This window comes from Mucilaginibacter pocheonensis (assembly GCF_031456535.1).
Classification (GTDB): Bacteria; Bacteroidota; Bacteroidia; order Sphingobacteriales; family Sphingobacteriaceae; genus Mucilaginibacter; species Mucilaginibacter pocheonensis.
In genome coordinates this window covers 1125632-1146182 of sequence record NZ_JAVDUU010000003.1, presented here as the reverse complement: position 1 = coordinate 1146182, position 20551 = coordinate 1125632, and the positions used below count along the sequence as shown (strand labels likewise).

Sequence of the window (20551 nt, the reverse complement as noted above, 5' to 3'; positions counted from 1 at the left end):
GGGCAGCAATAAATAGCTATGCATATATTTAAGACTAACGATAAAGTTATTGTAAAATACGCCGGCCTGTTATACAGTTCGCCGGATTGGGACTGGGACAGTTTTATTAACCGCGAAGCGTTGCATCGTGAGGTTTTGAACGACATCCAAAGTATCACAACCGATCCTTTGCTGGCCAATGATCTGGAAAACATAATTGCGCCTATTGGCAATCAGGAGATCTGGGCATCAGGCGTCACCTATATGCGCAGCAAAGATGCCCGCATGGAAGAGTCAAAGGATGCCGGCGGAGGCGATTTCTATGCAAGGGTTTATAGCGCAAAACGCCCTGAACTTTTTTTTAAATCTTCGGCATATCGTGCAGTTGGGCCTGGCGGTACCGTTCGTATCCGGAAAGATTCGGAATGGAATGTTCCGGAGCCGGAATTGGTGTTGTTCATTTGCAGCGCAGGCACCATTGAGGGATATATGATCGGCAATGATATGTCGTCAAGAGATATTGAAGGCGAAAACCCTTTATATCTTCCTCAGGCGAAGTCATACGACGGTGCAGCCGCCGTTGGCCCATGTCTTTACGCGCCGGCCGAACCTATTTCGCCGGATACAGAAATTCAAATTGAAATATGGAGAGGTGATGTTAAAGTGTTTGCTGATGCCATTTTGATCAGCAGGATGAAGCGCACACATCAGGAGCTTGCCCATTATCTTTTTATGGAGATGTCATTCCCGACAGGAGCATACCTCATGACTGGTACCGGTATCGTGCCGCCTGATTCTTTCACACTTAGTTATGGCGACGTGATAAATATTACTATAGGTAGTATAGGAACACTTACAAGCGGGGTAGGCAAATAATTGAAACACGGCAACGATATAAATTAAATATAAAAGAAAATAAAATGTCACAGTTCAGAAGTTCTGATTGGTTTGGGAAAACAGGTAAAATGGGTTTTTTGTACAGGAGTTGGATGAAAAACCAGGGCATGCCGACCGACCTTTTCGACGGAAGGCCGGTTATCGGAATTTGCAACACATGGTCGGAGCTAACCCCTTGCAATGCACATTTACGCGACTTGGCGGAAGCTGTTAAACGCGGTGTGTATGAGGCCGGTGGTTTCCCGGTGGAGTTTCCCATCATGTCGTTAGGCGAAACTTTGCTTAAACCTACCGCTATGCTTTTCAGGAACCTGGCCAGTATGGATGCCGAGGAATCCATACGCGGCAATCCGATAGACGGGGTTGTATTACTAACCGGCTGCGACAAAACTACACCATCTACCATGATGGGAGCTGCCAGCGTAGGCTTGCCTACAATTGTAGTTCCGGGCGGGCCGATGTTAAACGGTAAATATCGAGGTACTGATATCGGATCGGGAACGGCAGTATGGAAATTAACTGATGACCTGAAAACCGGTAAAATAACCAACGACGAATACCTCGCTGCAGAAAGTTGCATGTCACGAAGCGCGGGCCATTGTATGACGATGGGTACCGCCTCAACCATGGCGTGTATGGTCGAGTCGCTTGGTATGTGCCTTTCACAGGCCGCGGCCACACCGGCGGTTGATTCGAGAAAAAAGGTGTTAGCGCAGTTATCAGGCAGGCGTATTGTAGAAATGGTGAAAGAAGGGTTAACGATATCAAAAATACTTACCCGCGACGCTTTCGAAAACGCTATTAAGGTAAACGCCGCGATCGGCGGTTCTACCAACTTCATTATACATCTTACGGCAATTGCCGGGCGCGTAGGGGTAGACCTATGCCTGGACGATTTCGACAGGCTGGGTAGCAAAATACCCTTGCTGCTCAATCTCATGCCTTCGGGGAAATACCTGATGGAAGACTTTTACTATGCAGGCGGGTTACCGGTTATACTAAAAGAACTAAGCCAGGAATTGGCTATGGATGCTATAACTGTGACCGGTAAATCACATGCAGAAAACATAAAGGACGAAGGTATTTGCTATAATAATGAGGTTATAGCAAGTTATAACAACCCTATTATCCCCGAGGCAGGCATAGTTGTTTTAAAAGGCAACCTGGCTGTTAATGGAGCGGTCATCAAGCCTTCGGCAGCAACACCATCACTGATGCAGCATACGGGCAAGGCAGTGGTTTTTGAAACCATTGAAGATTATCACACCAGGGTTGATGAACCGGAGCTTGATATTGATGAGACCTGCGTGATGGTGCTGAAAAACGTTGGCCCGGTAGGGTATCCCGGTATGCCCGAAGTTGGCAACATGGTGCTGCCAAAAAAACTGCTGGAGAAAGGCATTACGGATATGGTAAGGATATCTGACGGGCGGATGAGCGGCACCGCCTATGGTACCGTTGTGCTCCATGTATCACCGGAATCTGCCATCGGCGGTAACCTGGCACTTGTAAAAAACGGAGATCTGATACACCTCGATGTATCCGCGAGAAGGATAGACCTGCTTGTAGATGAGGTCGAACTGGAAAGACGGCGGCTGTTATGGGAAAAACCAGCTTATCATACAGACAGGGGCTACGTATCTATGTACCAGCGCCATGTGCAGCAGGCTGATAAAGGGGCAGATCTCGATTTTCTTGTGGGGAATTCCGGATCTGTTGTAACCCGCGATTCGCATTAATTAACTGGGGATAACGATGACAATACTTGTATTGATCTTTTGTATTTTACTGCTCATAGCGCTGATCACCTGGGCAAAGGTTAATGCGTTTCTTGCCTTTCTTATCGTAGCGCTGCTGGCAGGCTGCTTCTTCGGCATGCCTTTTACTACAGTTATCGCATCTGTAAATAAAGGGCTGGGTGATACATTAGGGTCAGTAGCAATCATTATTGTATTGGGAGCAATGTTGGGCAAGCTGGTTGCTGAAAGCGGTGCCGCTCAGCGCATAGCCCACTTCATGCACGGGTTGTTTGGTGCCAAATATGTAACCTATGCCATGGCTATAACCGGCTTTATAGTTGGTATTCCCTTATATTATAATGTGGGGTTCATATTGTTAGTGCCCATCATTTTTTCGGTTGCCTCCAGCTACCGGTTGCCGTTGTTATATGTGGGTATGCCCATGCTTACCGCCTTATCGGTAATGCACGGCTTTTTACCCCCGCATCCTTCACCAATGACGCTCATCAGCGTTTTTCATGCAGATGTTGTAAAAACATTTGGCTATGGGCTGATAATCGCTATCCCTGCTATCATTATAGCTGGACCGGTGTTTTCGACTACCCTCAAAAAAATAGGGCCCAACGGTTTGCAATTTGCCGGTAGTTCGGCCGCGTTGCCGGCTAATGAGTTACCGGGTATTATTAACAGCATACTATCATCTCTTTTACCGGTTGTACTGATTTGTCTTGCTCATTTACCGTCTGTGTTTTTTGGGCAAGTTCCCTTTATAAAAAACTTAGCGTCTTGGTTCGCTGAACCCGTTATAGCCATGCTGCTCACCTTAATTATAAGCACCTATACACTTGGTTTGCATAAAGGCAGGCCATTGGCAAAAATAATGGATAGTTATGTGTGTGCCGTAAAAGACATAGCAATGGTGTTGATCATTATTGGCAGCGCAGGAGCACTGAAGCAAATATTTGTAGATAGCCACCTGGGCGATGTGCTGGCCGGTATGCTGGTCAATAGCACCATGCATCCCCTGTTGTTTGCATGGCTGGCAACAGCTTGTTTGCGACTTTGCCTGGGCTCAGCCACGGTGGCGGGTGTAACTGCCGCAGGAGTATTGTTTCCAATCGCCCATCATTCGGGTGTTAACACCAACTTGCTGGTGCTGGCGATCGGGGCGGGTAGCCTGTTTGGCTCGCATGTAAATGATACGGCTTTTTGGCTATGCAAAGAATATTTCGGGTTATCGGTTAAAGAAACACTCCGTTCATGGACGGTAATGGAAAGCCTGGTATCTGTAATAGGGCTTGCAGGCGTCTTATCATTAGATTATTTACTATAAATAGACCTATATCCATAAATGCATATAATCAATTTCAAACAAAAAACCTGCGTAAAATGAAAAAAAAACTACACTAAAACAAAACAACGGCCCTCAAAGTGCCACCTGCAAGAAGCTCTTTCGCAATTACCAATTTTGAGAAAGAGGTTAAATGAAGATTATCAACAGAATTAAACCTAAAATCATGGAAAAAAAAATCAAAGCATCCGGGATGATGTTGTCCATTACAATAAGTGTTCTTTTTACACTTATGTTTGTGGCGGATGTACAGGCGCGGAAAGCCGTCATCGTTAGCGCCAGCACCGAAGCGAGTGTACAAACAGTTACCGGCAAAGTGCTCGACGAAAAAGGTAGTCCCCTTACGGGCGTTAGCGTAAGCGAAAAAGGGACTAAAAACGGCGTTATGACCGACGCAAATGGAAATTACAGGATACAGGTGTCCTCGGATAACGCGGTATTATTATTCAGCTACGTAGGATACCAGTCCAAAACCGAGTCGCTCAACGGGCGCGTTACCCTGAATGTTACGCTGGAGCCAAAATCAAATGCCCTTAGCGAAATAATAGTAACGGCTTTAGGCATAAAGCGCGAATCAAAAAAATTGGGTTACGCAGCTGAAAATGTACGGGTGGGTGAGATAACCACCAACCGTTCAACAAACTTTGTTAACTCACTTGAGGGAAAGGTTGCCGGTTTGGATATATCGCCGCCGGCAAGCGGCCCTGGCGGTAGTACCAAGATCAGGTTGCGCGGGCAGTCTGCATTTCAGGGCGATAATGCTCCGTTAATTGTGTTAAACGGCCTTCCTTTATCGCAAAGCCCATCGAGCACCAACGGTTACACCCAGTCTGTTGATCTTGGCGACAACATGCAGCAGATAAACCCAGATGATATTGAGTCGATGACTGTATTAAAAGGAGCCACAGCTGCGGCGCTTTACGGTTCACGGGCAAGCAACGGCGCGTTAATTATCACTACTAAAAGCGGTAATAAAAATGCAGGTATTGGTATTGAGTTTACCTCCAACTTTACCCAAAATCAGGCACTTGACTTTACTGACTTTCAATATGAGTATGGACAGGGCGAAAATAACGTGCGCCCCAAAACGCAGGGTGAGGCACAAAGTTCAGGCGCATGGAGTTTTGGAGAAAAATTTGATAATGCTCCTACCTATCAGTTTGATGGAGTACAACGTCCCTACGCGCCGGAGAAAAACCGGATCAGTAAATTCTTCAGACTTGCCAATGCATGGACAAATACCATCGCGTTCTCCGGCGGTAATGACAAAGGAAGTTTTAGATTCTCTTATTCAAACCAGGACGCGCAGGGCATAGTACCTAACAACGATTATCACAAAAAAATATTCAATCTTGGCTTGAATTATAACTTTACCCCTAAGTTGTCCGCACAAATCTATGTGAATTATGACCACGAGAATAACAACAATCCGCCGGTAATTGGTATTCAGGGATCATCGGTTACTAATTATATCTACCGTTACTCAAACTCGGTTAGTTTAGATGTATTAAAAGCAGCCGCGGTTGATGCTAATGGCAACGAAACCCCCACATCTCGTTTCACTACCCTTACCAATCCATATTGGATCATGAACAAGCAATTCACAAGACAAACCAGAGACCACCTTTTAGGTACTGCAACCCTGCGCTACCAGTTTTTTGATTGGTTTTATCTGCAGGGTCGTGTGAATATGGAATATAGCACATCGTTTTACGAACAAAACGCGCCAACCGGCACGTTGGCAAATGCTGCTGCGCCTGTTGGCCTTTATAATGGTAGTTATAATTCAAACGACAATAGCTACCGCGCTCTAAATGCCGACTTTTTATTAGGAGGTGGTCACAAATGGGGAGATTTTTCTTTTGACGCTACTATAGGTGGAAATACTTTCCCATCATCATCGCAAGGATATACCGTTACCGCGACAAACTTCTATGTAAGAGATTTTTATACCCTTGGAAATGGCGTAACCAACACCTCGGCCTTTGCAGTGTCTAAATCTACAGTAAACTCCTTGTATGGAACTGCTGAGTTTGGTTATAAATCTTATTTGTTTTTAAATCTAACTGGTCGTAACGACTGGTTTTCGGTTTTAAGTCCCGAACATAACCATTATTTTTATCCCTCTGTAAGTGGTAGCTTTGTTTTTTCGGAATTTTTAAAGAACCCTCCTTCGTGGCTGTCCTTCGGAAAAATCAGGGCGACATATGCTAATGTGGGCAGTGCAAATGGTATTAACCCCTATAGCAATTCGCTAACCTTTACCGTTTCACAAAATGCATTCAATGGCTTTCCACTTGGAAGCATCAGCAATGTTACCACCCCGAATCAGGCAATCAAACCTTACAGCGTAAAAGAGAAGGAGATTGGCTTGGAATTGCGAATGTTCAACAGTCGGGTGAATCTGGATGTGGCTGCATACGACAAGCACACCACAAACCAGATCTTAAGTGTGGCTATTTCCAACGCGTCAGGCTATACCGGTACTATTGTAAACCTCGGCGAGCTGCAAAACCGCGGGATGGAATTTTTGCTTGAGTTAATAGCTATTAGAAAACCGAATTTTACCTGGCGATCCGCGTTTAATACTGCCATAAATTCTTCAAAAGTATTAGCGCTGGCTAACGGTCAAAATCAACTAACCCTTGGTGCAGGGGAATTCTTTGGTTCCATTGTTGACCAGGTAGGCCTCCCCTTAAACCAGATACAGGGTTCAACTTACCGCAGAGATGCCAACGGGAAGATCATCGTATCAGGGGGTAAACCAATGGCCAGTACATCTCCCGCGCTTTTTGGCAGTGCATTACCTAAAGCTACCGGTGGTTGGGTAAATACATTTACTTATAAAAGGTTCACCCTGATGACACACATCGATTATAAAGTTGGCGGTAAGATATTGTCAAGCTCAAACCTTAACTTCCTGAGAGAAGGTTTATCCAAAGAATCGCTGGTTGGGAGGGAAGGCGGTGTTAAGTTTGATGGCGTAAATGCTGACGGCACACCTAACACTACGGCCGTTAATGCCGAGGACTTTTATGCCAATTATCGTTCACAGGGCATCCTGGATCCCTTTATTTATAAGTCAGACTTCATCAAGTTAAGAAACGTTTCTGTAAGCTATGATTTTTCTAAGATGATGAAAGCCAAGTTTATCAAAGGGCTTGTGCTTTCTGCAGTTTGCCACAATGTGCTAATCATCAAGAAGTATACACCTAATATTGATCCGGAAGCAATTTCTTCAAGTGGTGATATCTTAACCGGGTACGAGCAAAGTTCACTGCCCACAACCCGCACTTATGGATTTAACCTTAATGTCAAATTTTAAAAGAGTACGATCATGAAAAATTATATAAAGATCATATTATGTGCTGTCTGCCTGTGTTCGGCAGCAGGTTGCGACAAAGGGTTCAGGGAGTTAAATGTTAATCCAAATAACACAACCAGCCTCGACCCCATGTTCTTGTTTTCCAACGCTGAGCTTTTAACATATTCATCGTTAATGGAAACCGAAGCAACAGTTGTTCAGCAGTTCATCGATCCTTTTGGCGGTGTTACCTCTGCATTCAACTTCAACGTGTTAAATCAAACATATACTGTAATGCGTTGGAATAATGCGTATCCAAACAGTATAAAATTCCTGGAACATATTTTATCGGAAACCAAAAGTGATGCGGCCCGCACTAACCTATACAATGAAGCGAGAATATGGAGGGCATACAATTATATGATGTTGGTGGATACTTATGGAGATGTGCCTTACACCCAGGCCGGACAAGCCTATCTGAACTCGGTTTTTTTGCCTAAATATGATAAGCAACAGGATATTTATAATGATTTAGTGAAGGAACTTACTACAGCAACGGCAGCTTTAGACGCTGCCAGGGATGTTGTAAAAGGGGATGTTTTTTTTGGAGGAGATATTCCGCAATGGAAACGGCTGGGCTATTCACTGTTGCTGCGTATAGGGATGCGTTACTCTAAAATAGATGCTGGCAAGGCAAAAATAATTGTGCAGGCAGCTGTTGCCGGAGGCGTAATGCAATCCAATGCCGACAATTGTTACCTGAAATATAACAATGCTTATCCTAATCCTGTTACACAGCAAATTCAACAGTTAACCAATACTTATTATCTCGCCGAGCCATTTGTGACACAATTAAAATCTACCGGCGATCCGAGGCTGAAGTACATTTCAGCAATGTATGCCGACCCTGGGAAAGCATTATCACTCGTGCCGGATACAATATCTGCCAACCAGTTTGGTTTGCCTATAGGTTACGACAGCGGTACGCTGCCAACCGCTCCAGGATTTCGCGGAGTGAGTGGTTCAGGTTTCAAATATTCGCAGGTTAATTACAGCGTATTTGGTAAAGTGACCGCACCACAATATTTTGTAACGTATGCCCAAACACAACTCTTACTGGCCGAAGCCGCTTTCAGAGGTTATATCAGCGGCACAGCAAGTACTTATTATAACAATGGTGTAAAGGCGGCTATGGATCAATTTGCCAGTTATGATGCTACAGCTGTTATCAGCAGCGATGCACAAAATGCCTATTTAAATAACCCGGTAAATGCATATTCCGATGCCAACGCTTTGAAACTAATTAATACCCAGTATTGGATAACTTCGTTTGGAAACGGTGCGGAAGCCTGGGCCAATTTCAGAAGAAGCGGTTTCCCGGCATTATCGCCCAATACATATCCCGGCAAGCAAATAAAGGGGAACTTTGTACGCAGGTATACTTACCCGCAAACAGAATCGGCCATTAATGCCGACAACTATAGAGCGGCAGTAGCCAGTATGGGAGCAGACGACTTAGATACTCCAGTTTTTTGGGATAAATAAACCGTAGTTTATATGCTATACCCCGGTATTGATTTAATGCCGGGGTTTTTTATTAACCGATCTACATAAGGCGGTTATGATAGTATGACCACGCCGCTCCCAAATTTGATTTTGAGCGAACATTTATCATAAAATATAAATATTTGACCTTGATAGAACCTTCCAATTATCTATATTTGCCTGCAATCAATTATAAGTGTTTTTTTAACAATTAATCGCATTTTCGAAAAGTGGTTATGTACTGGTGCCTTATTGAGCAGATCACTAACTCGGGGATCAGGCTACGCTAATGACATTGCATTGAACCGCAGATTTATAACCTTAAAAGTTTTTTCGGGAGGGAACGTAAAACTATACATGAAAAATAAAACTATTGCAACCATTAAAATACTTACTGTTTTAATATTATCGGGGTCGTCACTGTATGGCCAACAAAGCAAAATGCAGTTATTTAAGTTAGGTAATGTGCGCTTATTGGAAAGCCCGTTTAAGCAGGCCGAACAGGTTGATTTAAATTATATTTTGAAAATGGAACCCGATAGGTTGCTGGCTCCATATCTGCGCGAAGCAGGGCTTGTCCCCAAAGCCAAAAGCTATAGCAATTGGGAAAATTCAGGTTTGGATGGCCATACCGGTGGACACTACTTAACCGCCCTCGCGCAAATGTATGCATCGATCGGCAATATGGAATGTAAGCGCCGACTGGATTATATGGTAAATGAACTGGCCCGCTGCCAAGAAAGCAACGGTAACGGTTACGTGGGCGGTGTTCCGGGAGGTAACAAAATGTGGGCGCAGGTAAAAACAGGTGACCTGAGTGACTTTAATAAAAAATGGGTGCCCTGGTACAATTTGCACAAGCTATACGCCGGTTTACGCGACGCCTATTTGCTTGGAGGCAATGCAAAGGCGAAAGAGGTTTTCATTAAATTATGCGATTGGGCCGATGGAGAAGTAGCCGGGCTGAACACCGACCAGATGCAACGTATGCTGGACACTGAGCATGGCGGCGTGAATGAAGTTTTCGCAGACGCCTATGCCATTACCGGTGATAAGAAATACCTTACACTGGCCGAGAAATTTTCTCACAAGGCTATACTGGCACCGCTGGAGCAACACGAGGATAAGTTGAGCGGGTTGCATGCCAATACGCAAATACCCAAGGTTATTGGCTTTGAGCGTATAGCCGAACTGGGTAACGATACCAGTTTCAGTTCCGCTGCTAAGTTTTTTTGGAATACCGTGGTAAATAAGCGTACCATATCTATTGGCGGCAACAGTGTGCGCGAACATTTTAATCCCGTTAATAATTTTGCTACAATGTTAGAGTCGGAGCAGGGGCCCGAAACTTGCAACAGCAATAATATGCTTAAACTGAGCAAAATGCTTTTTGTTGATGATACACGGCTTGCCTACATTGATTTTTACGAGCGTTTGCTGTATAACCATATTCTGTCATCGCAGCACCCGGTAACCGGTGGTTTTGTTTATTTCACGCCTATACACCCACAGCATTACCGTGTTTACTCAACTGCCGACCAAAGTTTTTGGTGCTGTGTAGGAACAGGTATTGAAAACCATGGGAAGTACGGCGAACTGATCTATTCGCATAAAGGTGACGATCTGTATGTAAACCTTTTTATCCCATCTGTACTTAACTGGAAAGAGAAAGGTATCGAGGTAACCCAGCGCACAAAGTTCCCGGAAGCCGAGAATACTTCCTTGTCGCTTAAATTAAGCCGTCCGGGTAAATTCGCCATCTATATCCGCAAACCCGAATGGCTAAGACACCGTGGCTTTGCTATTACAATAAACAACCAGTCTGTTACATTCAGCGAGAGTGCCGAAGGTTACGTAAAGTTGATGCACGCCTGGAAGACGGGCGACCGTATAACTGTCTCCTTACCAATGAAAAATAGTGTCGAGTACTTGCCCGATAACTCCGCCTGGGTATCATTTCTACATGGACCTATAGTACTCGCCGCACCAACAGACACTACTCAACTTACCGGCTTATTTGCAGACGATAGCCGCTGGGGGCACATAGCAGGAGGGCCGCTGTATCCGTTGCCAAGTTCGCCATTGCTGGCCAGCAACAGCAGGGACTTGGGTACCGCAATTAAAGCGACCGCCGGCACAGGTCCTTTAACTTACCAGATAAGCGATCTGATTGTTCAACCAAATTTTAAAAGCCTTAAACTGATCCCATTCTATAAAGTGCATGACAGCCGGTACATGTTGTATTGGCCGGTAGCAAAACCCGATAGTATACAACAAAAAGAGCAGGAACTGGCCTCGCTTGATGAGCGTTATATAAAGTTGGCCGCTCGCTCGGTCGATGCGGTAGCACCTGGCGAACAGCAGCCGGAGAACGACCATGGCATGATAGCCGAAAAATCTGAAACCGGTATATTCAGAAACATGCATTGGCGCAGCTCGGCCGGGTTCTTCAGTTATCGAATGCGTTCAAATCCCACTGTTAAAACCCTGGGCATAACTTATTATGGCAAGGAAAGTGGCGGGGAGTTTGATATTTACCTGAACGATTTTAAGTTGACGCATGTTTCGCTTGACGGCACTGGACCCGATACGTTTATAACCAAAGAATATACGATATCTGAAAGTGTCAAGGCCAATGCAGGGAGTATTCTGGTGAAGTTTGTAGCTACCCCAGGTAATAAAACTGCTGCTATTTATGGCGTACGCCTGATGCGCTAAAATAAATCTCGTAACGGTATAATTCATTTGCTGATGCCGGCGACGCATGTCTGAAAATGACGATGGTCTTAAAAGAATTGCTCCAGTTAGAAAAGAAAAATGCCGGCCATGAGCTCAGTCTTTATCACACCATAAGAACTTGAAAGAGAAAAATGCTTTCCATAACCCGTTTTAAATAATCAAAAGGAAATCGGAAGATTTCCTATGATGTGCTGCTTACTGTATTTTTGTGTTGTATATTGAAACAGTGGATTGTGTTATGCTATTAAGCTTTTTATTATGACAGCAACAGATCACGATTTTCAGGTTCAACACCATGTTAAGTTTGTTAATACCGATATGCTTCGGATCGCCTACACCGAAAATGGTACTGCAGACGGATGGCCGGTTTTACTCTCCCATGGATTTCCTTACGACGTCCATGCGTTCGATGAAGTGGTAAGCATACTGGCGCGATCTGGAGCAAAAGTCATTACGCCGTTTATCCGGGGATTTGGTCCTACACGGTTTGCTTCCGATCAAGTAATGCGAAGCGGGCAGCAGGCTGCCCGCGGTTTAGATATTCTTCAGTTAATAAATGCTTTGCGTTTGGACCGCCCTATAATAGGCGGTTTTGACTGGGGCGCGAACGCGTCCTGCGTAGCGGCAGCACTTTGGCCGGAACAGATCGGCGGTTTGGTATCTTATGCCAGTTACGATATCATTGATATACAGGAACAGACACATGCATTTGCGCCCTCACTTGAACGTATCTGCTGGTATCAGCACCTTTTCCAAAGTAAACGCGGATACGAGTGCCTGACCAAAAGTCGCCGGGAGCTATGCCGGATACTGTGGAACGAATGGTCACCGGACTGGAAGTTCGATGAGGCCACCTATAACAGGTCGGCCGCTGCTTTCGAAAACCCTGACTTTGTAGATGTAGTCATACATAATTACAGACATATGCTTGGAAATGAAGCAGGAGATCCGGCGTTACAGCACTTTGAGGACATCCTGGTTCAAAAGCCAAAAATCACCATACCTTCGGTAACGCTTGACGGCACAACTGACCCGCTCAAACCTGGTGGTACGAAGGCGCATGCTCCCTTGTTCTCGGGGCGGCACGAACATCTGACCGTAACTTCAGGGCATAACCTGCCACAGGAAGCACCGCATGTATTTGCCGAAGCGGTGCTAAAAGTTCATGAATGGCTGAGCAAAAAGGATATTTAAAATAAAGACCATGGATCTGTCGGAGAACTATCACAACTACATTACATGCATTAATGCCCGGGAACTGCACCGTCTTGGTGAGTTCGTTAGCGAGGACGTGGTTCATAATGGCCGTTCAATTGGATTGGATGGTTATCGCGATATGCTTGCGGGCAATTACCATGATATACCCGATCTCCGTTTTGAAGTCGAACTTTTGGTCGCAGAAACCTCTGTCGTCGCGAGCCGGTTATATTTTAACTGTAAGCCAAAAGCGAAATTTAAGGGCCTTCAGATCAACGGGCAACAGGTCGAGTTTCATGAAAACGTTTTCTACAGGTACAAGGATGGAAAGATCGCAGAGGTTTGGTCGGTGATAGACAAAGCAGAGATCGAAAAGCAACTGGTACCCTGATAAAATAAAGGACTCCAAATAACCGCTATGGGGGACTTTCAAGCTAAACTTATCACAATTAACCGGCGATTGCCGGGCATAATGCACGCAATACAAAATTTATACTTTCATTTTAGCGCTCTTCACTTTGTCGATAGTTCATTTGATTTACCGTCGACAGTGATTTCATATAAATTAACCTATTGTCATCACCTTGATTTTGGGTTGTTAGAAAGAATAATAACCCAAAGCTTTTTTATACCATTTTTCACGATTTAAAAGGTTAATAAGAATACTCATATAACTCAACGCAAATAAGATTTTATGTGTTGTAATACCGGCTGTTAACCGCTACAATCCTCTCTTAAATTTTTGTTTCACTGTAACTTATTAGTTATTGGAAGTGTCATAGTACTATGCATAGCATGGTATTATAATAATGCATACCTCGTTGCGAAGTATAACCCGGTCAATAAACTTCTTTTTCAATTAAATTTTAAATAAAAAGGCATGAAACTAAAATTTATACTCATCATAATCTTCTTTTCAATCGCGATCATCCCGGTCTTCGCACAGACAGTGCCGGTATTGTTTGGAGTTAAAGGAATTACAATTGACTCTGTGTCAAGGAAACCGGTCGGCTACATAACAGTTAATTTGCGCAATACAGCTAAACAGCTTGTGCGCACTGCGGCAACAAAGACAGACGGAATATTCAATTTTGAGAAGCTGCCGCCAGGAAAATACCTGATCTCAATTGTGAGTGTTGGGTATAATTCAGAATCAGTACCTGTTGATCTTACAGATAATACAAAACCTACAATAAACCTGGGAACTATCACTATCAGCGAGCGAATCACGCAGCTCAAAGCAGTGTCTATTACTGCCGATAAGCCAATTATAAAACAGGAAGTTGATAAACTCACTTATGACCTTAAGGCAGACCCCGACAGTAAAAGCAACAGTGTGTTGGAGATGATGAGAAAAGTTCCTCTGTTATCTGTAGATGCCGAAGATAATATCCTTTTAAGGGGGCAAGGTGGTTATAAGATCCTGGTTAATGGGAAACCTTCCAGCATGATGGAAAGAGACGCTAAAAATATCCTGAAAAGCATGCCTGCCTCAACCATCCAGAGCATCGAAGTGATTACCAATCCTTCCTCAAAATATGATGCGGAAGGTATTGGCGGTATCATCAACATTGTAACCAATAAAAAAGTGGATAACGGGTACAATGGCTCCATAAATGTAAGTCATGTATTTCCTGTGGGCGGCCCCAGGGCAGGCGGATCATTCTCTTCCAAACAGGGCAAGTTAGAAGTGTCCGGATTTTTTGGTGCTAATATTGCAAATTCGCCAGTGGTAAGAAATTCAATAGTGAGATTAACTACCGGCAACAACCCTACTAACCTGAGCCAGAATAACGCGCTTGAGTTTAATGGCAAAAACGGTTATATCGAAACAGGGCTTAGCTATGAAATAGATAGCCTCAACCTCATCTCCGGTCAGTTTAACCTCAACGGCAATAACCAGGATGGCACAAACCTACAGAATTCTATCCTGAACGGGACGGGCGGCGTTATCCAACGGTATGATCTGTTTAATAATAATGAGGCTAATGGCAGGGGTATAAATGCCAGTTTAAATTACCAGCTGGGTTTTAAAAGCAGCAAGCAAAGGCTGCTCACTTTCTCCTACCAGTATTTTACATTCAACAACAGGCAAAATGCAGACCTGACCGCATCAAATCGAGTGAACTATACTACGCCTGATTATCGCCAGCAAAACGAAGGGGAGTCTTCTGAACACACTTTCCAGATCGACTATGTGCATCCTGTAAAAAAATTGAATATAGAAGGGGGGATTAAAGCAATTATAAGGGATAATAACAGCGATTTTCAATATCAGTCGTATAATTCAGTTACTGGTAATTTCGAAATTGACCCGGTACGGAGCAATAAGTTCGATAATAATCAAAATGTATTCGGCGCATATAACAGCTATACCTACACCTTAAAAAGTTGGGCCTTTAAGGCAGGCGCACGAATTGAAGAGACTATTATTGACGCTGATTTCATTTCAACGGCGTCGCAATTGAACAAAAACTTCTTAAATATAATTCCTTCTGTAAGTATTAATAAGAAATTTAAGAACATGAGCGCCATCAACTTTGGATTCTCGCAAAGAATCCAGCGCCCGGGCATCTATCAGCTTAACCCCTTTGTTGACCGGTCGAATCCAAATTTTGAATCATCGGGAAATCCAAATCTCAGGCCCGCGGTATCAAATAATGTGCAGTTGGGATACAGCAGATCAAAAAGAGCTTCTCTGAACATAATGCTTGGTTATAATTATTTTAACGACCTCATTATGCCTGTTGTGGTTTTTAATCCGGCCACTAATATTACACGCAGCAGTTTTGACAATACAGGCAAAGCCCGGTTGTTTACCTTCAATGCCAATATCAGTTACCCGATCACCCAAAGATGGAGTTCATCTTTTAACGGAAGAATAGCGCATGGCCGGGTGCAGGGATTGGTAAATGGCGTGCTCGTGAAGAACCAGGGGATTATGTACGGCGCATCTTTAAACAGTGCCTATAATTTTGAAAAAGGCTGGCGCATTAGTGTTAATGCATTTTTAAATGGACCCAACCTGTCTATACAGGGGACTTCAAATCCGTATGCCAGTACATCATTAAGCCTTAATAAAGACATTGTGAAGGATAAGCTTTCGTTTTCTGCGACAGTTAATAACCCTTTCACAAAATACAGGCATAATATCAGAGAATCATTCGGTCCCGATTTCATGCAGACAAATAACAACATCGCCTACTTCAGGGGATTTACTACTAGCCTTAACTACCGCTTCGGTAAATTAAAAGAGGCTATAAAGAAAAACAAAAGAGGTATCAGTAATGATGATGTTCAGAGCACTGGCGCCGGAAATTAACCTCTTATATAGAATTCAGGTCAACATTAACCAGTTTAAATGATAATATAGAAACAACCTGCGTGGAGTGGGGGTGCAAATGAGCTGATCATTATATCTCAACATCCGATTGGGATTGCTGCCAAACATTATCTTAACTTTCTCTATCAAAATTTCTTGGATGGAATTTAGCACATTGACGATCCATTCCATGGCATTTTGATATCTTTTGATCTTTTTTTAACCCGCGGGCTTCCTGTTCTGTATATGAGCATAGCCTCCGTCAATTAAGGCAGCTTTGGCAAATCCGGGTAAAAAACCTGAAACCGGAACGATAAAGGTTTGCATCTTATGAGAAAAACAGATGTATAATATTACCTTATTCACTCCTCAAGCTCTTTGCCGGGTTAGTCAGTGCTGTTTTGATGCCTTGATAGCTCACTGTAAATAAAGTAACAACCAAAGCGCCGATGCCGGTGATTACAAATACCCACCATGATATTGGTGTACGGTATTGATAACCCTGAAGCCATTTCACCATAAAATACCAAGCCATGGGCGCTGCAATTAAAAGCGAGATAATAACCAGCGTCACAAAGTCTTTTGATAATAATCGCCACAATGTAAATACTGTTGCGCCCAATACCTTTCGCACGCCTATTTCTTTGGTGCGTTGCTCAGCCATGAACATCGCCATGCCGAACAGCCCCAGGCAACTGATGAAAATAGCAAGGCCCGAGAAGAACCTTGTCAGCTTGCCAATTTGTTCTTCGGCTGTGAATTTCTTGGCGTATTCTTCATCTGCAAAACTATAGGTAAATGAAACGGAGGGGACGATCTTTTTGAAAACACCCGCTATTTTGGGTAACGCGCTGCTAACGCTTATCTGCGGGTTGATCCTGATAAATATCCAATTCGGATTGCCTCCCAAACGGAAAACGACAGGCTTAACAGCATTGTATGGCGATTCCATCACCATATCTTTTATTACACCAATAATCCTGAAATCTTTATCGACATTATTCCATTTACTTTTCCAATGTATGGTTTCGTTTATCGGGTTTTGCAAGCCCATGTATTTTGCCGCAGCCTCGTTTATGACAAAACTTGCTGAATCAGCACTGAAGTCTTTTGAAAAATCGCGGCCATTCTCAAATTGCCAGCCGACTGTTTTTCCATATTCAGCTGTTACGGTTAGTGTTCCGAATCTTTCTTCTGTACCGGCGGCCTTGCCTTTCCAGGTAAAGCCACCATTATTGGAGGATACTCCGGTAACCGGGCTTTCTGATTCAGCTACTTCGACCACCGCTCCGGTACTTTTCAGCTCGTTACGAAGGACATCCTGTTTTCCCTGGTAGTCTATTGACTGCATTGGTACAATAACCAACCCATCACGGGAGTATCCAACGGGACGGCTTTTAGCAAAAATCAGCTGGTTATACACGATAACAGTGCAAATGATCAATACCATGGAGACTGTGAATTGCACCACTACCAGTACTTTGCGCGGCACTGAAGCCATGCGGCCTGCCCTGAACGAGCCTTTTAAAACTTTTACAGGCCTGAAAGATGACAAATACAAAGCGGGGTAAATTCCGGCCAGCAAACCTGTAAATAAGATAAAACTAAGGCAAGCAAGCCAAAACCATATATTGCTGAACGGTATGTCAATCTGCTTTGCTGACAGATCGTTTAACAATGGCAAAGTAAGTATGGCAAATAACAGTGCGATTGTAAATGCTACAAGAGCCATAAGTAATGATTCACTAAAAAACTGGCTGATTAGTTGCGATCTGGTTGAGCCTATGGCTTTACGTATGCCTACTTCAGATGCTCTTTTTTCGGAACGCGCAGTACTCAAATTCATGAAGTTGATGCAAGCCAATAACAATACAAAGCCACCTATTATACCAACTATCCACACAAACTGAACAGGGCCTTTATCGACAACGCCATCCTTAGTGTTCGAATACAGGTGCCAATTCTTCATGGGATTTAGCAATATTTCCGGGTTCGCAACCACCTCTTGTTTCATATTGTCCATGTGCCTGATCACTTTAAGTTCAGCATCTCTAATATGAGCTGATACTTTGTCAAGGTCAACACCGGGCAGGATCTCGGCATAGATCAAAAAACGATGATCATCCCATGCCATGGTACTTAGACGCTTATCAGCCGTGGCATACAGATCCCAGGGCAAAAAAAACTGCGTTGTGTGAAATCTGGTGTTTTGCGGCAGGTCTTCATATATCCCTGTTACTTTCAAATCAACGGTGGTATGTACGTCCCAGGTGCCACTTACTTTCATCGTTTTATCCAAAGGGTCGGTATCGCCGAAAAGCTTTTTTGCCACAGATGCTGAAAGCAGAACGGAGTGCGGATCACTAAGTGCAGCCCATGTTCCACTGAGCATTTTCAACGTCAGCATTTCGGGGCCAGTGGCTTCAATGTATTGCCCTGTTTGCACTATTTTATGTTCACCCTGAGACAGGTAGAAATTATCGGCCTCCGTGGCGGTTACTATATGTTTAAAATCTTTATGATAATTGGTTTTAAGCACATTAACCAGCGGGTAAGGCATATGGTCCCATACATTGATATTGCCGAGAGACTTTTCCTTTTGCATCACTTGTATAATGCGGTCATAGTTCTGATGGTATCTATTAAATGATAATTCATCCCAAATCCATAAGCCGATGAGCATCGCTACTGCCATGCCCACGGCAAGGCCACAGATGTTAATGAACGATGAGGCCTTGTTTTTAATGAGGTTCCTCCAGGCGATTTTGAGATAATTTCTTAACATATAATTGTGGTTTATTTGTCCAGAATACCACTTTGGCATGGTTTCATTGTTCGAAATTACCACAGCAAATTGAGGATTACGCCTCAAGTTATAGGATGAGACCTCTTTTTTCAGATGAGTTTTATATTCTATGGGACTTCCTCCTGTCATTTGCTTGAATATGCGATTAAAGGTTGCTTTAGAATTGAATCCTGATTCATAAGCAATGCCCAGCAGGGTGATGTGGTCATAAGTTGAATTCTGCATTTTCGCTATTACATCCCTTACCCGGTATTCATTAATAAAGTCACTAAAGCTTTTTTTGAGCGCCACATTGATGATCCGGGATAGTTCGTGGACGGGTATCTTCAGTTTTTCAGCAAGTGAGGGCAGGTTTAATTCCGGATCAAGGTAATAGCTATTCTCTTTAACGGCTTTCCTTAGCAAAATGCTTTTTTGTTTTAGCGCTGCTGCGGCTATTGGTTTTAAAAAAGCCGGCGTATCCGCCGCTACGTTGATTTCTGATCTTAAAAAAGCAATGACTGCCATCCAGATGACCATGACCGCAAAAAGAAAATACAAAGGGAAATAAGCCTGAATGCCTAACCGGTTGTTGTAATAAAAATAGTCCACAGCTATAAAGGGTATCCACAAAAGGCCTAATAAACCAAAACCTGTCAATAAATTACGCAACCAGCGCAATTGGTGCCGGTAGCGGTCGCTCAACTCATTAAATTTTAGCTGCCGGTAAAAGCGATTTATCAGCTTGTGGGATTGGTACAGATAGGTAACGACCGAAACAAAAGCCAGCAACTGTAATACCGGATTAAGTTGCTGAAAGATCCGTGTATCATAAGTGGCCCCACCCGTCCTGAAACCCTCCTTAACCTCCAAAATGTGAACACCAAGTTCCAACAATAACGGGCTGAAATGCAGCATGTTTTTAAACCGGAATTTGTACTCCGGCCGGGTTATTTTAAGCACATAAAAGAAAATCAACGGCCCGAGTGCCAATGAGAACCGGAACGGTACCCAGCTCCAATGCGGAAGATAGGTCCCCAACCGAATGTTAATACCCAATACGCTGATCATCCACAAAACCGTGACGACCAGGGCCAGGCTAATAAATCGGTTTGCTTGCTGGTTGCTCCTTTTGGTGAACCAAAGGAGCAGGGCAAAATTTAGCCCGCTAAATATCGTTCCCAGGAAGGCTAAGTCATACAGATTAATATGAAATGTATATGAATTCAAGTTACCTTATTGCTTCAATCTCTGTTCCAAGTATTTAACTTCCTGATTTATAGTAAGCAATGAATTGTTGACACCAATTCTTGTAACGAAACCGAACATCAGGTCGTCCGGTTTTGAATTCCGATCGAGCGGTCCGGAAATAGCTATGCCGATAAGATTTACCAGTTATGTTATGCAAATTTTCTCAAAGCAATGTGGGGTCGATTTATTTGCGAGTTAATCAGTTTCATTTTCCTGGTTTCGCTATTTTTTTTCTTTTTTAAAGATTCCCGCATGAAGATCATTACCTGCTGATCCCGGGATACAGCGTTTGGGCATTAAGATGTAAGCAAGCTGCCAATAGGATGATTATGGATGAAAATTTTAATTTGTTCATTTCATTAGTTTTAAATTGCCCTAATTACCATGTGCGATTTTTGCTTTATGATATAAACTTACGTGAGCTAATTATCTATACCAATTC

The 20551-nt window shown here is 43.6% G+C and carries 10 protein-coding genes; 9 read left to right on the top strand and 1 reads right to left on the bottom strand.

Annotation, left to right across the window (positions count from 1 at the left end):
* The first annotated feature begins 18 nt into the window (after window positions 1-18).
* From J2W55_RS18080 to J2W55_RS18040, 9 genes are all read left to right on the top strand, one after another.
* Window positions 19-855 carry a fumarylacetoacetate hydrolase family protein gene (locus J2W55_RS18080; RefSeq protein ID WP_310098805.1) on the top strand — a complete coding sequence of 279 codons (837 nt, stop codon included), beginning with the start codon at window positions 19-21 and terminating at the stop codon, window positions 853-855.
* A gap of 44 nt (window positions 856-899) precedes the next feature.
* Entirely contained in the window at window positions 900-2615 is a 1716-nt protein-coding gene (locus tag J2W55_RS18075) for an IlvD/Edd family dehydratase (protein WP_310098803.1), read from the top strand.
* 16 nt (window positions 2616-2631) lie between these two features.
* Window positions 2632-3948: a gluconate:H+ symporter gene (locus tag J2W55_RS18070; RefSeq protein ID WP_310098800.1), complete on the top strand. Its 1317-nt coding sequence runs from the start codon at window positions 2632-2634 to the stop codon at window positions 3946-3948.
* Between the two features lie 184 nt (window positions 3949-4132).
* Window positions 4133-7291 (top strand): SusC/RagA family TonB-linked outer membrane protein, encoded by a 3159-nt coding sequence (locus J2W55_RS18065; protein WP_310098797.1) that lies wholly within the window; start codon window positions 4133-4135, stop codon window positions 7289-7291.
* 12 nt (window positions 7292-7303) lie between these two features.
* A complete protein-coding gene (locus J2W55_RS18060) occupies window positions 7304-8815 on the top strand; it encodes a SusD/RagB family nutrient-binding outer membrane lipoprotein (RefSeq protein WP_310098793.1) in 1512 nt (503 codons plus the stop codon).
* Window positions 8816-9172: 357 nt separating this feature from the next.
* Window positions 9173-11533 carry a beta-L-arabinofuranosidase domain-containing protein gene (locus tag J2W55_RS18055; protein ID WP_310098789.1) on the top strand — a complete coding sequence of 787 codons (2361 nt, stop codon included), beginning with the start codon at window positions 9173-9175 and terminating at the stop codon, window positions 11531-11533.
* Window positions 11534-11812: 279 nt separating this feature from the next.
* Complete coding sequence (locus J2W55_RS18050) at window positions 11813-12748, top strand: alpha/beta fold hydrolase (RefSeq protein ID WP_310098787.1); 936 nt, start codon at window positions 11813-11815, stop codon at window positions 12746-12748.
* A 10-nt stretch (window positions 12749-12758) separates the two neighbouring features.
* Entirely contained in the window at window positions 12759-13142 is a 384-nt protein-coding gene (locus tag J2W55_RS18045; protein ID WP_310098785.1) for an ester cyclase, read from the top strand.
* 489 nt (window positions 13143-13631) lie between these two features.
* Window positions 13632-16073, top strand: a complete 2442-nt coding sequence (locus J2W55_RS18040) for a beta-sandwich domain-containing protein (RefSeq protein WP_310098783.1) — start codon at window positions 13632-13634, stop codon at window positions 16071-16073.
* A gap of 358 nt (window positions 16074-16431) precedes the next feature.
* Here J2W55_RS18040 and J2W55_RS18035 read toward each other — a convergent pair whose 3' ends face one another.
* Entirely contained in the window at window positions 16432-20088 is a 3657-nt protein-coding gene (locus J2W55_RS18035) for an ABC transporter permease (RefSeq protein ID WP_310098781.1), read from the bottom strand.
* Between the last annotated feature and the right edge of the window lie 463 nt (window positions 20089-20551).

Bases quoted from the DNA above. Each gene is read 5' to 3' on its own strand.
- J2W55_RS18050 (WP_310098787.1), top strand. From the start codon at position 11,813: ATGACAGCAACAGATCACGATTTTCAGGTTCAACACCATGTTAAGTTT.
- J2W55_RS18065 (WP_310098797.1), top strand. From the start codon at position 4,133: ATGGAAAAAAAAATCAAAGCATCCGGGATGATGTTGTCCATTACAATA.
- J2W55_RS18040 (WP_310098783.1), top strand. From the start codon at position 13,632: ATGAAACTAAAATTTATACTCATCATAATCTTCTTTTCAATCGCGATC.
- J2W55_RS18080 (WP_310098805.1), top strand. From the start codon at position 19: ATGCATATATTTAAGACTAACGATAAAGTTATTGTAAAATACGCCGGC.
- J2W55_RS18075 (WP_310098803.1), top strand. From the start codon at position 900: ATGTCACAGTTCAGAAGTTCTGATTGGTTTGGGAAAACAGGTAAAATG.
- J2W55_RS18070 (WP_310098800.1), top strand. From the start codon at position 2,632: ATGACAATACTTGTATTGATCTTTTGTATTTTACTGCTCATAGCGCTG.
- J2W55_RS18055 (WP_310098789.1), top strand. From the start codon at position 9,173: ATGAAAAATAAAACTATTGCAACCATTAAAATACTTACTGTTTTAATA.
- J2W55_RS18045 (WP_310098785.1), top strand. From the start codon at position 12,759: ATGGATCTGTCGGAGAACTATCACAACTACATTACATGCATTAATGCC.
- J2W55_RS18060 (WP_310098793.1), top strand. From the start codon at position 7,304: ATGAAAAATTATATAAAGATCATATTATGTGCTGTCTGCCTGTGTTCG.